The sequence below is a fragment of the Janthinobacterium sp. HH106 genome, from assembly GCF_001758725.1.
GTDB lineage: Bacteria > Pseudomonadota > Gammaproteobacteria > Burkholderiales > Burkholderiaceae_D > Janthinobacterium.
Window position 1 is genome coordinate 192,310 of the sequence record NZ_LRIC01000008.1, and the last position, 12,805, is coordinate 205,114.

At 62.5% G+C, this 12,805-nt stretch carries 12 protein-coding genes; 1 reads left to right on the forward strand and 11 read right to left on the reverse strand.

The window, feature by feature from the left end:
- Positions 1-4 precede the first annotated feature (4 nt).
- The 6 genes from JAB8_RS05210 to rpsO all read right to left on the reverse strand — a co-directional run bounded on the left by JAB8_RS05210 (position 5) and on the right by rpsO (position 6,296).
- On the reverse strand, positions 5-214 hold the full coding sequence (locus tag JAB8_RS05210) for a hypothetical protein (protein WP_070288761.1): 210 nt from the start codon (positions 212-214) through the stop codon (positions 5-7).
- A 154-nt stretch (positions 215-368) separates the two neighbouring features.
- On the reverse strand, positions 369-2,315 hold the full coding sequence (locus JAB8_RS05215) for a methyl-accepting chemotaxis protein (protein ID WP_070224117.1): 1,947 nt from the start codon (positions 2,313-2,315) through the stop codon (positions 369-371).
- 143 nt (positions 2,316-2,458) lie between these two features.
- A complete protein-coding gene (locus JAB8_RS05220) occupies positions 2,459-2,755 on the reverse strand; it encodes a hypothetical protein (RefSeq protein ID WP_070224118.1) in 297 nt (98 codons plus the stop codon).
- 9 nt (positions 2,756-2,764) lie between these two features.
- Positions 2,765-3,460, reverse strand: coding sequence for a hypothetical protein (locus tag JAB8_RS05225; RefSeq protein WP_070288762.1), 696 nt, complete (start codon positions 3,458-3,460; stop codon positions 2,765-2,767).
- 216 nt (positions 3,461-3,676) lie between these two features.
- A complete protein-coding gene (pnp, locus tag JAB8_RS05230; protein ID WP_010399742.1) occupies positions 3,677-5,794 on the reverse strand; it encodes a polyribonucleotide nucleotidyltransferase in 2,118 nt (705 codons plus the stop codon).
- 232 nt (positions 5,795-6,026) lie between these two features.
- Entirely contained in the window at positions 6,027-6,296 is a 270-nt protein-coding gene (rpsO, locus tag JAB8_RS05235) for a 30S ribosomal protein S15 (RefSeq protein ID WP_010399743.1), read from the reverse strand.
- A gap of 185 nt (positions 6,297-6,481) precedes the next feature.
- Between rpsO and bamE the strand changes: the two genes are divergently transcribed.
- Positions 6,482-6,979, forward strand: a complete 498-nt coding sequence (bamE, locus tag JAB8_RS05240; protein WP_070288763.1) for an outer membrane protein assembly factor BamE — start codon at positions 6,482-6,484, stop codon at positions 6,977-6,979.
- A 76-nt stretch (positions 6,980-7,055) separates the two neighbouring features.
- Here the strand turns inward: bamE and JAB8_RS05245 are convergent, their stop codons facing one another.
- The 5 genes from JAB8_RS05245 to JAB8_RS05265 form a co-directional block, all read right to left on the reverse strand.
- Positions 7,056-8,600 carry a 2-isopropylmalate synthase gene (locus JAB8_RS05245; protein WP_070288764.1) on the reverse strand — a complete coding sequence of 515 codons (1,545 nt, stop codon included), beginning with the start codon at positions 8,598-8,600 and terminating at the stop codon, positions 7,056-7,058.
- 48 nt (positions 8,601-8,648) lie between these two features.
- Positions 8,649-9,500: a CDP-diacylglycerol--serine O-phosphatidyltransferase gene (gene pssA / locus JAB8_RS05250; protein ID WP_070288765.1), complete on the reverse strand. Its 852-nt coding sequence runs from the start codon at positions 9,498-9,500 to the stop codon at positions 8,649-8,651.
- A 157-nt stretch (positions 9,501-9,657) separates the two neighbouring features.
- Positions 9,658-10,413, reverse strand: coding sequence for an SIMPL domain-containing protein (locus tag JAB8_RS05255; protein ID WP_070288766.1), 756 nt, complete (start codon positions 10,411-10,413; stop codon positions 9,658-9,660).
- 101 nt (positions 10,414-10,514) lie between these two features.
- A complete protein-coding gene (locus tag JAB8_RS05260) occupies positions 10,515-11,270 on the reverse strand; it encodes an SIMPL domain-containing protein (RefSeq protein ID WP_070288767.1) in 756 nt (251 codons plus the stop codon).
- A 205-nt stretch (positions 11,271-11,475) separates the two neighbouring features.
- Positions 11,476-12,702, reverse strand: coding sequence for an MFS transporter (locus JAB8_RS05265; RefSeq protein WP_070288768.1), 1,227 nt, complete (start codon positions 12,700-12,702; stop codon positions 11,476-11,478).
- Positions 12,703-12,805: the final 103 nt, after the last annotated feature.

Genomic DNA, 12,805 nt, shown 5'->3' on the forward strand with positions numbered 1-12,805 from the left:
TCAATTATGCGAAACGGGCTTTTTCGGCCGCGTTCAGGCGCCTGGCCTTGACGACCACCACTTGCATGGCAGCCTTGTTTGCTGGCGCAGCCACGGTGGCCGTGGAACTGGCCACTTGCAGGGCCGGGGCGGCCGGAGCGATGGCGTAGCAGCCGGCGCCGAGCACGATGGCGGCGGCAACGGCGATGATTTCCATGTTTTTAGCGACGTTCATGTTGTTCTCCTCGGGTGTCTGGCAGTGGGCTTGCGGTATGGTGTCACTATAGCCATACCGCCCCCGCCAGACACGCCGATTGCGACGAACTGCGCTTTTGGCAGGCTGGCCTGACAAAAACGCGGATGAACGCGCAGATCGCTGCGCTTGCAGCTTAAAACTCTTCCCACTCGTCGGCGCCGGACTTGGCCGCCTTGACGGGCTTGGCCGGCGACAGCGCACGGGCCGGCGCGCGCGGCGCTGGCGCGGCCGGTTTCGCCTTGAGGCGCGCCACCGGTGCGGATGCCGCAGCAGGGCCAGCATCGCCCAAGCGGAACATGCCGACGGCTTGCGCCAGGTCCACGGCCTGTTCCTGCAGGCTTTCCGCGGCGGCCGCAGCTTGCTCGACGAGGGCAGCGTTCTGCTGCGTCATGGTGTCCATGTGCGTGACGGCCGTATTGATCTCGCCGATGCCGGCGCTCTGTTCGCGGCTGGCCACTGTGATCTCGCTCATGATGGTCGTCAGTTGCTGCACCGAGGCCACCACCTGGTCCATGGTCTGGCCCGCTTCATTGACAAGGCGGCCGCCCGCATCGACCTTCTCCACCGAATCGCCGATCAATTCCTTGATTTCCTTCGCCGCGCCAGCGGAGCGTTGCGCCAGGTTGCGCACTTCGGACGCGACCACGGCAAAGCCCCTGCCCTGCTCGCCCGCGCGCGCCGCCTCGACGGCCGCGTTCAGGGCCAGGATATTCGTCTGGAAGGCGATGCCGTCGATCACGCCGATGATGTCGACGATCTTGCGCGAGCTTTCCTGGATGCCTGCCATGGTGCCCACCACCTGCTGCACCACGCGGCCGCCCTTGGCCGCCACTTCCGAAGCGGACACGGCCAGCTCGTTGGCCGCATGCGCGTTTTCCGCATTCTGCTTGACGGTCGAGGTCAGCTCATCCATCGAGCTGGCTGTTTCCTCCAGCGCGCCCGCCTGCGCTTCCGTGCGCGAGGACAGGTCGGCATTGCCGGCGGCGATATCGGCCGATTCGCTGCGCACCAGGGTGCTGATGCTGCGGATCTGTACCAGCACGGTGGCGATCTTTTCGACGAACAAATTAAAGGCCTTGGCGATCTGCGCCAGCTCGTCCGAACCTTCCGCGTCGAGGCGGCTGGTCAGGTCGCCGTCGCCCGTGGCGATCGCTTCCATCGCATCACGGACCAGACCGAGGCGGCGCAAGGCGCGCGCGACCAGCACGCTCAAGACGGTGGCGGCCAGGGCCAGCACCAGCAAGGCCGTCAGGACCGAGGCGCGCAGCATGGAAGTCAATGCCTGCGTCGCTTCCGCCCGGTCGAGCACGGTAGCCAGCAGCCAGTCGCTGCCTGGCACTTTACTCACATGCAAGATGCCGTTACGGTCGCCCAGGCGGATGGCGGCGCCGTCGCCGCTCTTTTCGATATCGGCCAGCGCCTGCGCGCTCAGGCCCGGGTCCAGTTCGGCCAGCGGCTTCAGGGTCAGCTTGCCGTCCGGGTGGGCGATGATCTTGCCGCCGCCGTCGACAAGGAAGGCGTAGCTGGATGCCGTCGGCTTGATCGAGGCGACGTTTTGCACGACAGCATCCATCATCACATCGGCCGCCATCACGCCCGTCACGCTGCCCTTGCCGCCCAGCGGCTCGGCAAACGTCACCACCAGCTTGCCCGTGCTGGCGCCGATATACGGCGCCGTGATGATGGGGCCGCCCACTTCGGACGCCAGCTTGTACCAGGGCCGTGCCGTGGGATCGTAGTCGGCGGCGCGCTTGCGCTCCTGCGAAAAGACGGCGTGCTTGTCGGCAAAGCCGATATACGCCATGTCGAACGTGCCTGCCTGCTCGGCCGCCTTCAGCGCCGGCAAGGGATCGGCCGCCGTGGCGCCCTGCTTGAGCGAGCCCACGACGGCTTGCTTGGAACGCAGCCATTCGGCGATGGCTTGCGCATGGCTGTGCGACAACTGCAGCATCTGCGTGTCGAGCGCGGCCAGGGTACTTGCGCGCGTCGTGAAGAAATTGGCGATGGCGACGGCCAGCATGGCCAGCACGACGATTGAAACGGCAATGGCGATCAGCCGCGCCTTAAGGGAGGACAACATGGTGCATCCAATAAAAAAGAGAAAATCGGGAGGGATGCGCCATGGTCAGGGAATAAGATTTTGTCGTCAAGCAATACCGACTCTCGATTACCCATAAACAACAATTGATACCTTATATTAAGCACACGATAATAAAATACTAACTATATCTCGCCGCGCAGCTTGCGCAGAGCCGGCGAATCGCCGCCCGTCGCTTCGATGCGGAAGCGGGCAAATGCCTGTTCCAGCTCAGGGTACCGGCGCAAGCCGCCCTCCGTAAAATAGCGCCCGCCGGGGATATCGCCCCACGGCAGCGGTGCGCTCAAGGCACCGCTGCCCGCCAGGGCCAGCAGCGGCTCGAGCGCGCTGCGCAGGTCGGCCACTTCGCCGTCGGCGCTCGCCAGGCGCGCCAGCAACTGCTCCAATTCGGCGGCATGGGCTTGCAAACGCTGCTGATCCATCTTCTCTCCTCAATTCTTGATCGTGCCGATCAGCACGGGGGCCGACCACAAGCTGCGGTTGGGGAGCAAATACTGCTGCGCCCCGCCCTTGCGCCGCACCAGCCCGCCCAACTCTTCCGTCGGCGCGACCTGGCTGACGAACACGTTGACGGTGCCCTTGGGCATGATCTGATACACATCATACAGCGGCGCCTCGCTCTTCAAGGGCAAGCCGAAGCAGTCGGCCAGGGTGGCGCAGCGGCCCGAGGCCAGCTGCAACTGCGCGCTGGTGGTGAAGTATGGCGAATACGGCGACACATTCTGGCCATGCGGCACGATTTTTACCAGCGCGGCAGCCATGGGCTGCAGGTCCGGCAAGGTGCTGCCGGACGCGAGCTGCTCGACGGCCCGCGCATAGAGGGTGTCGGCCGAGGCGGCAGGATCGGCGGCGCGCAGTTCGCGCAAAAATTGCTGCCCTGGTCCGCTATCGAGATAGGAGTCGATAGCCTCACGCGGCAAGCCCGCCGTCCTGAAGGTGCTGAGGTCATTGATTTCGCGCGCATGCACGGCGCGCAAGGCGTCGAGGTCTTGCGCCGGCATGGCCCCAGACGCGGCGGCGATGGGGATGGGCAGCGGCACCGGCGTGGGTGCGTTGTCCAGCTTCGCCCAGGCGCCGGGCGCGACGGCAAGCAGAAAGGCGGCGGCCAGCCAGCAGAATGTGCGCATGCTGCATCTCCTTGGAAGACTCGTTCGAGGGAAAATCCCACTTCGAATCTACAAGGCGCGGCAGCGGCCGATACGCGCTGGATCAATGCCGGTGCACGCGTCGGCATACACCTTCGATACAGCGCAAACGCCGCGCATAAAAAAACCGCCAGGGCTTGCGCGCTGGCGGTTGTTGAGCATGCGGCCGAGGCCACATTCAGGCGAACCCGAAGGAAATTAAGCGGCTGGCGCTTCGTTGCCTTCGGCAGCTTTCATCGACAGCTTCAGGCGGCCGCGGTCGTCCGTTTCCAGCACTTTGACGCGGACCAGCTGGCCTTCTTTCAGGTAGTCGGCCACGGCGTTGACGCGCTCGTTGGCGATCTGCGAGATGTGCAGCAAGCCGTCCTTGCCTGGCATGACTTGCACGATGGCGCCGAAGTCCAGCAGTTTCAGCACGGTGCCTTCGTAGGTCTTGCCCACTTCGACGGAGGCCGTCAGTTCTTCGATGCGGCGCTTGGCTTCCTGGCCGGCGGCAGCATCGACGGAAGCGATGGTGACCACGCCTTCGTCGCTGATGTCGATCTGGGTGCCCGTCTCTTCGGTCAGCGCGCGGATCACGGCGCCGCCCTTGCCGATCACGTCACGGATTTTTTCCGGGTTGATCTTGATGGTGATCAGACGCGGTGCGAAATCGGACAGTTCGGTTTTGACGTGCGGCATGGCTTTTTGCATTTCACCCAGGATGTGCTCGCGGCCTTCCTTGGCTTGCGCCAGTGCCACTTGCATGATTTCCTTGGTGATGCCCATGATCTTGATGTCCATCTGCAGTGCCGTGATACCGTTGCGGGTACCGGCTACCTTGAAGTCCATGTCGCCCAAGTGATCTTCGTCGCCCAGGATGTCGGACAGCACGGCAAACTTGCCGCCTTCCTTGATCAGGCCCATGGCGATACCGGCCACGTGTTCTTTCATCGGTACGCCGGCGTCCATCAGTGCCAGGCAGCCGCCGCACACCGATGCCATCGACGAGGAACCGTTCGATTCCGTGATTTCCGACACCAGGCGCACCGAGTAGCTGAACTCTTCGGCTGCTGGCAAGGCGGCGATCAGCGCGCGCTTGGCCAGGCGGCCGTGGCCGATTTCGCGGCGTTTTGGCGTACCGACACGGCCCGTTTCGCCGGTGGCGAACGGAGGCATGTTGTAATGCAGCATGAACGAATCGGTGAACTCGCCCATCAGCGCATCGATCTTCTGGCTGTCGCGGGCGGTGCCCAACGTTGCCACGACCAGCGCCTGCGTTTCGCCGCGCGTAAACAGAGCCGAACCGTGGGTGCGTGGCAGCACGCTGGTGCGGATCGAGATAGGACGCACGGTGCGCGTGTCGCGGCCGTCGATGCGTGGCTCGCCGTCCAGGATCTGCGTACGCACGATTTTCGCTTCGATGTCGAACAGGATGTTGTTCACTTCAGCGCTGTCGATCGACGCGCCGCCGGCAGCAGCCGCTTCAGCCGACAGGTCGGCGATCACTTCCGACGTTGCTGCCTTCAGCTTGGCCGTACGCTCTTGCTTGTCCTTGGTTTGATACGCATCATTGATCTTGGCGTTGGCGAAATGCGCGACGCGGGCGATCAGCGCTTCGTTTTTCGGCGCAGGCGCCCATTCCACTTCCGGCTTGCCGCCGTCACGCACCAGGTCGTGAATCGCGTCGATGACGACTTTCATCTGGTCGTGGCCGAAGACCACGGCGCCCAGCATGATTTCTTCGGACAGCTGTTTCGCTTCCGATTCGACCATCAGCACGGCCGTTTCGGTACCGGCGACCACCAGGTCCATTTCCGACGTTTTCAGTTGCTGGACGGTCGGGTTCAGGATGTACTGGCCGTTGGCGTAACCGACGCGCGCGGCGCCGATAGGACCGTTGAAAGGCACGCCCGACACGCACAGGGCGGCGGAGGCGCCGATCATGGCGGCGATGTCCGGATCGATTTCAGGGTTGACCGACAACACGTGAATGATGACTTGCACTTCATTCAGGTAGCCTTCCGGGAACAGCGGACGGATAGGACGGTCGATCAGACGCGATGTCAGTGTTTCTTTTTCGGAAGGACGGCCTTCGCGCTTGAAAAAACCGCCCGGAATTTTACCGGCAGCATAGGTTTTTTCGACATAATCAACCGTCAAAGGGAAGAAATCCTGGCCTGGCTTGGCATCTTTGCGTGCCACCACCGTTGCCAGAACGACGGTATCTTCGATCGACACCAGCACTGCGCCGGATGCCTGACGCGCGATTTCGCCGGTTTCCAGGGTCACTTGATGTTGACCGTACTGGAAGGTTTTCGTAACTTTGTTAAACATGGGGTATCCCTTTTCTAATTGCCGACAGATTTTCAGGGGCTGTCGTTCACCTCACCACAGGCGGCGTAAAAATGCTGCCTTTACTTGTTACCACCTTTGCTACTTTACTTTTAAAACATGATATCGGTAGAGAATACTGTACTTCTCGACATAAATCCGGAATTCAAATGACAAAATGCCCGCGTCAGCGAACTGGCGCAGGCATTTCTGTATAAACCTTGTACGGCAAAAATTACTTGCGCAGACCAAGTTTAGCGATCAGGTCGCGATAACGGGTAGCGTCTTTAGCCTTCAGGTAGGACAACAGGCTCTTACGACGGTTGACCATCATGATCAGGCCGCGGCGGGAGTGGTGATCTTTCGAGTGGGCTTTGAAGTGGCCGTTCAGTTCGTTGATGCGAGCTGTCAGCAGTGCAACTTGCACTTCAGGGGAGCCGGTGTCGTTTTGACCACGTGCGTTGTCCGCGATGATAGCGGCTTTGTTGATGTTTTCTACTGTCATGATAAACCTTTCACATGCGGTGCACAGAGTCTGAACCCTATCCACCGTGAACTACGATTATTAAAATACTGGTCTATGCTTCCAACCAGACGCGCAAGTATATCGGAAAAATGCCCGCCTGTATCCTGCCGTGCGCGCTTTTCTCGGTGCATGATAGGGTTTTCCTGCATTTCAGGAGGTCAAACATGAAAAAACTGCTCAAATTAGCAACGCCGCTGCTGTTTGCCGCGCTGGCCGGCTGCGCCAGCTGGAACGTCCCGCCGCCGCCGCCGGGCGAGCCGCGCGCCGCCGTGGAAGCGCGCCTGGGCCGGCCCACGGCCATCTACCAGTTGCCCACGGGGCCCGAACTCGAATACGCGACGGGGCCGTACGGCCAGTACACGTATATGGCCCGCTTCGGCCCCGACGACAAGCTCATTTCCTACGAACAGGTGCTCGACACGCCGGGCTTTGCCCGCATCAAGGTAGGCGTATCGACGCAGCAAGACGTGCTGCACACCCTGGGCCGCCCGACGGAAACATCGTATCTGCCGCTGCCCAAGCTCTACGTCTGGTCCTACCGCTACAAGGAATCGGGCGTGTGGGATTCCATGATGCACGTGCACTTCGACCACGACGGCATCGTGCGCATGATGATGAACGGGCCCGATCCGGCCAAGGAAGAGCGGCGCTTTTTCTGGTGACGAGCGTCTTGCACCAAGACTAGCGCCTATCCCAAATGCAAATTCTGGGGTCAGACCCGGCGGGTCTGACCCCGGCTTACGGCTGCGGGTCGATGCGCTCATCCTTGGCATGCAGTTTGTTGAGCGCCGACAAATACGCCTTGGCCGACGCGACGATGATGTCCGGGTCGGCGCCCACGCCGTTGACGATGCGCCCGTCGCGCGACAGGCGCATCGTGACCTCGCCCTGCGACTGCGTGCCCGTGCTGATGGCATTGACTGAGAACAAGACCAGTTCCGCGCCGCTGGCGGCCGCGCTTTCGATGGCGTTGACGGTGGCGTCAACGGGACCGTCGCCCCGCCCTTCGCAGCTGCGCTGTTCGCCGCCGACGAGAAATTCCACGCGCGCATGGGGCACGGCGCCCGTCGTCGACTGCTGCGTCAGGGAAATGAAACGGTAGTGCTCACTCTCCTGCGCCTGCTGCTCCTCGCTGACGAGGGCCATGATGTCTTCGTCGAAAATCTCGGATTTGCGGTCGGCCAGCTCCTTGAAACGCAGGAAAGCGGCGTTGACTTCCGCCTCGGATTCGAGCGCGATGCCCAGCTCATGCAGCCGCTGCTTGAAGGCATTGCGGCCCGACAGTTTACCGAGGACGATCTTGTTGGCCGTCCAGCCCACGTCTTCGGCGCGCATGATTTCATACGTCTCGCGCGCCTTCAAAATGCCGTCCTGGTGGATGCCGGACGCGTGCGCAAAGGCGTTTGCGCCGACGACGGCCTTGTTCGGCTGCACGGCAAAACCAGTGATCTGCGACACCATTTTCGAGGCGGCCACGATTTGCGTCGTATCGATACCCACCGTCAAGTTGTAATAGGCGGCGCGCGTGCGCAGCGCCATCACCACTTCTTCCAGCGCCGTGTTGCCGGCCCGCTCACCGAGGCCATTGACCGTGCATTCGATCTGCCGCGCGCCGCCGATCATGACGCCGGCCAGAGAATTGGCCACAGCCAGGCCCAGGTCGTTATGGCAATGGACGGACCAGATGGCTTTATCGGAATTCGGTATGCGTTCGCGCAAGCGCTTGATGGTATTGCCGAAGATTTCAGGCACGGCGTAGCCCACCGTGTCGGGGAAATTGATGGTGGTGGCGCCCTCGGCGATCACGCCCTCCAGCACGCGGCAGAGGAAATCCTCGTCCGAGCGGCTGCCGTCTTCGGGGCTGAATTCGATGTCGTCCGTGAACTGGCGCGCGTAGCGCACGGCGTTCTGCGCCTGCAGCAGGACTTCCTCGGGCGTCATGCGCAGCTTCATCTGCATGTGCAGGGGCGACGTGGCGATAAACGTGTGGATGCGCTTGCGCTCGGCGGGCGCCAGCGCTTCGGCGGCGCGGGCGATGTCGCGGTCGTTGGCGCGCGACAGCGAACAGATGGTCGATTCGCGCACGGCGCCGGCAATCGCCCGTATCGACTCGAAGTCGCCCTGCGAGGCGGCGGCGAAGCCCGCTTCGATCACGTCGACCTTCATGCGCTCGAGCTGCTTGGCGATGCGCAGCTTTTCCTCGCGCGTCATGGAGGCGCCCGGCGATTGCTCGCCGTCGCGCAAGGTGGTGTCAAAAATGATGAGTCGGTTGCTGGTGTTCATGGCTGCTCCTGGCTGGCTGAAGACTGGCGACGCTACCGACTCGCCGTATTAATGCTCGGGGTCGGTCTGGATGATGCTGACGGGCTTGCCCTTCGCCATGCGCCAGAAAAACACGGCGTAGCCGGACAGGCCATAGACGACGAAAATCGGGAACAGCACTTTCGGCGGATCGATGGAAATGAGCGCGAAGAACAATGCCAGCAGGAATACCACGATGAAAGGCACGGACTTGCGGAAATTCACATCCTTGAAACTGTAGAACGGCACGTTGGTGACCATGGTCAGGCCCGAGAACAGGGCGATCGTCCACGACACCCAGGCCAGCTGGTTGCCGGCAAATTCCAGGTCGTTCATGAGCAGGATGAAACCGGCCACCATGGCCGCCGCCGCCGGGCTGGGCAAGCCCTGGAAGAAGCGCTTGTCGACCACGGCGATGTTCGTGTTGAAGCGGGCCAGACGCAGGGCGGCGCCGGCGCAATACACGAAGGCGGCCAGCCAGCCCAGTTTACCCATGCCGCGCAGCGACCATTCGTAGATCACCAGCGCCGGCGCGGCGCCGAACGACACCATGTCGGACAGGCTGTCGTACTGCGCGCCGAATTCGCTCTGCGTATTCGTCAGGCGTGCGATGCGTCCGTCGAGGCCGTCGAGGATCATGGCGATGAAGATGGCCCAGGCCGCGTGTTCGAATTTCTGATTCATGGCCATGACGATGGCGTAGAAGCCGCAAAACAGGGCTGCCGTCGTGAAGGCGTTCGGCAACAGATAGATGCCGCGGCGGCGCAAGGTTTTCTTGCCAGTGCCATCGGTCACCGGCTGGCGCACGAATTTGCTGAAGCGGGACGCTTTGGATACTGCGGGGGTGCCGTTCTTGCCTCTACGACGGGGGAAGTTTGCCATGTTGTTCCATATCTTGTGTACTGCGGGGGAATCGGTGCCAGATGGCAGGCGCATGACTGTCAGGGCATGCGCCTGCCGATGTTGTCATTATAGAGGAGCCGCCGCCAAAGAAAAGCGCGGCGGCGTCAAGCCGGCAATATTGACACCAATACTAGCCTTATTTGAACTTGACCTTGGCCACCAGGCCCATGTTGAGGGTCGTTTCGCCCGGTTCAAAGCTCGGTTCGGCCACCTGGCTGCCGCCGTAGCCCATGGAATCGGCGCTCATGGCGCGCGCGCCTGCCACGTTGGCGCGCTGCGTATAGTTGCCGGAACCTTCGAAATCGATGGTGTCGATCACGGCGTCATTGACGTTGCGGCCCATGGCGCCGGCGATGGCGGCCACGCGCTCGTTGAGGTTCTTGTAGGCGGCGGCGATGCGCTGGTCGTCGAGCTTGCGCACGGTGGCGGGCGCCAGGCCGAAGTTCAGGCGGTTCAGGGTCAACACACCTTGCGCTGCGGAAACGGTTTTCGGCAAGGCGGCCAGGTTGGTCGTCGTCACCTGCAGGTACTGGCCTACGCGCCAGCCGGTCGGCACTCTGGGCTTGGCAGCGACACCAGGCGGCAAGGGCGCCGTTTCCGGGTACACGGCATACGTGTAATAGCCTTGGGTCTTCAGCACGGCTTGCGGATCGGCTTTCTTGACGATGGCCGTGCCCTGGTTCATCTTCTGGTTGACGCGCGAGGCGGCGGCGGCCTTGTCCTTGTCCTGCTCTTCGATGGCCAGGGTGACGGTCACCTGGTCGTTCGCGTGCACCACTTCGCCATTGGCGGGCACCACCACGAGGGTGCCGGAAGTGGGCATGGCCTGGGCTTGGGCGCCCAGGGCAACGGTAGCGGCGGCTGCTGCCAGCAGCGATTTCATGACGGTCATGGTGTTCTCCTGGAAAATAATGGGGCAAAAACGACCATGGGGCCAACAGCCCCATGATTTTTAAAACAGTCTAACGCGAAAATATTTCCGCGCTAACGCGCTTACTTGAACTTGACCTTGCCGACGACGCGCATGTCGAGCGTCGTTTCGCCCGGCTCGAAGCTCGGTTCGGCGACGGTGCTGTCTTCGGCCATCTTGGCGCTGCGCATCATCATCGGCGCGGCGGCAGGACGGCTTTCCGTGGCGTAGTTGCCCGAACCTTCGAAGTCGACCGTATCGAGCACGGCGTCCGAGACGTTGCGGCCCATGGCCTTGGCGATGGCAGCCACGCGCTCGTTCAGGTTTTTATAGGTGGCGGCGATGCGCTGGTCGTCCAGCAAGCGGATGGTTTCCGGCTTCAGGCCGAAATTCAAGCCATTCAGGGTCAGCACGCCTTGCGCCGCCGACACGGTTTTTGGCAGGGACGCCAGGTTGGCCGTCGTCACTTCCAGGTACTGGCCGACGCGCCAGGCCGTCGGCAAACGCGGCTTGGCCACGGCGCCAGCCGGCAATGGACGCTCTTCCGGGTAAACGGGATAGGTGTAGTAGCCGTACGATTTCAGTGCCGCCGACGGGTCGGCCTGCTTGACGATGGCGATACCCTTGTTCATCTTCTGGTTGACTCTCGACGCAGCGGCAGCCTTGTCCTTGTCCTGTTCTTCGACGGCCAGGGTAGCGACCACCTGGTCATTGACATGCTTGACTTCGCCAAATGCGGGTACGACCACCAGGGTGCCGTTGGTCGGCAAAGATTGGGCTTGCGCGCTCAGGGCAACGGTGGCTGCGGCGGCAACAAGGACGGATTTCATCATGGTCATGGGGGTACTCCTAGGTAGTTAATGTGGCTGACAGCCCGCGAAAGGGACGCTTTTGCCATCCCTTTCGCCTGAGAAACTTGTCAAACTGTGTAGATTCTAACGCCTCATTCATTCCCGTGGCGCAAATTAACAAATCGTCACAAAATGTGCTTGCCAGTCACATCTGCTCACATTTCAACACACCGTCATTGAAAATAACAGTGTGTTAGTGACCCAGCACCGCGCCGCCGCTGCGCCGGCCCGGCTTGAAACTGTGGCGGTGCGCGCACCAGGCGATGGTCAAGGCCACCAGCAGCAAGGCCAGCATGGCCCACGGGAACGATGCCGCGCCATAGCCGTCGAGCAGCATGCCGCCCGCCAGGCCGCCGCCCGCGATGGCCACGTTCCAGATGGTCGCCACCATCGCTTGCGCCACATCCATGCCGTCGCCGGCCGCATCGGCCGACGCCGTCTGCAGCAAGGTGCCGGCGCCGCCAAAGGTGATGCCCCAGATGGCCATGCTGACATAGATCACGGCGGGCGAGTCCATCGCCAGGCCCAGCGCCACCATCACGAGGGCAAAGGCGGCGATGCAGCCCAGCACGAGCGGGCGCAGCCAGCGGTCGATCAGCTGGCTGACCAGCCAGATGCCGGCCAAGGAGCCCACGCCATACACGAGCAGCACCAGGTCGACGCGGGGGCGCAAGCCGGACGGCGCCAGGAACGGCGCGATATAGGTATAGAGAATGTTATGCGCCAGCATCCAGGCGACGATCACCGCCAGAATCGGCCGCACGCCCGGCGTCATGAACACCTGGCGGATCGACAGACGTTCGCCATTCTTTTGCCCCGGATAATCGGGCACGACCAGCAGCACCCACGCGACCAGCACCACGGCCAGGCCGGACATGATGCCGAAGATGCTGCGCCAGCCCAGCACGCCACCCATCAGGGTGCCCAGCGGCACGCCCAGCGACAGGGCCAGCGGCGTGCCGATCATGGCGATGGCCATCGCCCTGCCCTGCTGCTCGACGGACACCATGCGGCGCGCGTAGCCGGCCATCAAGCCCCAGGCCAGGCCGGCGGCCATGCCCGTCACGAAGCGCGCGACCAGGGCGACGATGTAGCTGGGCGCCAGGGCCGTCGCCGTATTGAAGATCAGGAAGCCGATGATGGCCAGCAACAGGACATTGCGCCGGCGCCAGGTGCTGGTCAGCGCCGTCAGGGGGATCGCCGTCAGGATGGAACCGATGGCATAGACGGTGACCAGCTGGCCCGTCATGACTTCGGAAATATTCAGGTCGCGGGCAATCTGCGGCAGCAAGCCGGCCGGCAAGGTTTCCGACAGGAGGGCGAGAAACGCCGTCATGGCCAAGGCCAGCAAGGCGAGGATGGGAATGGAAGAGTCAACAGCAGCCTGCGAGGGCGCCGTGGCGGTGATACGGTCAGTCATGGAGGCCTTTCTGGTTGCGCAAGCGGCTAAAAAACTAGCGCCTGGCGTGCTACAAAAGCGGTGATGCGCGTTGCGGTCGGCAGATACCGAAACAGATGCAGTC

What these genes read in the sequence shown, in the direction of transcription:
- JAB8_RS05210 (WP_070288761.1), bottom strand. Translation starts at nt 214, where the DNA reads ATGAACGTCGCTAAAAACATGGAAATCATCGCCGTTGCCGCCGCCATC.
- JAB8_RS05215 (WP_070224117.1), bottom strand. Translation starts at nt 2,315, where the DNA reads ATGTTGTCCTCCCTTAAGGCGCGGCTGATCGCCATTGCCGTTTCAATC.
- JAB8_RS05220 (WP_070224118.1), bottom strand. Translation starts at nt 2,755, where the DNA reads ATGGATCAGCAGCGTTTGCAAGCCCATGCCGCCGAATTGGAGCAGTTG.
- JAB8_RS05225 (WP_070288762.1), bottom strand. Translation starts at nt 3,460, where the DNA reads ATGCGCACATTCTGCTGGCTGGCCGCCGCCTTTCTGCTTGCCGTCGCG.
- pnp (WP_010399742.1), bottom strand. Translation starts at nt 5,794, where the DNA reads ATGTTTAACAAAGTTACGAAAACCTTCCAGTACGGTCAACATCAAGTG.
- rpsO (WP_010399743.1), bottom strand. Translation starts at nt 6,296, where the DNA reads ATGACAGTAGAAAACATCAACAAAGCCGCTATCATCGCGGACAACGCA.
- bamE (WP_070288763.1), top strand. Translation starts at nt 6,482, where the DNA reads ATGAAAAAACTGCTCAAATTAGCAACGCCGCTGCTGTTTGCCGCGCTG.
- JAB8_RS05245 (WP_070288764.1), bottom strand. Translation starts at nt 8,600, where the DNA reads ATGAACACCAGCAACCGACTCATCATTTTTGACACCACCTTGCGCGAC.
- pssA (WP_070288765.1), bottom strand. Translation starts at nt 9,500, where the DNA reads ATGGCAAACTTCCCCCGTCGTAGAGGCAAGAACGGCACCCCCGCAGTA.
- JAB8_RS05255 (WP_070288766.1), bottom strand. Translation starts at nt 10,413, where the DNA reads ATGACCGTCATGAAATCGCTGCTGGCAGCAGCCGCCGCTACCGTTGCC.
- JAB8_RS05260 (WP_070288767.1), bottom strand. Translation starts at nt 11,270, where the DNA reads ATGACCATGATGAAATCCGTCCTTGTTGCCGCCGCAGCCACCGTTGCC.
- JAB8_RS05265 (WP_070288768.1), bottom strand. Translation starts at nt 12,702, where the DNA reads ATGACTGACCGTATCACCGCCACGGCGCCCTCGCAGGCTGCTGTTGAC.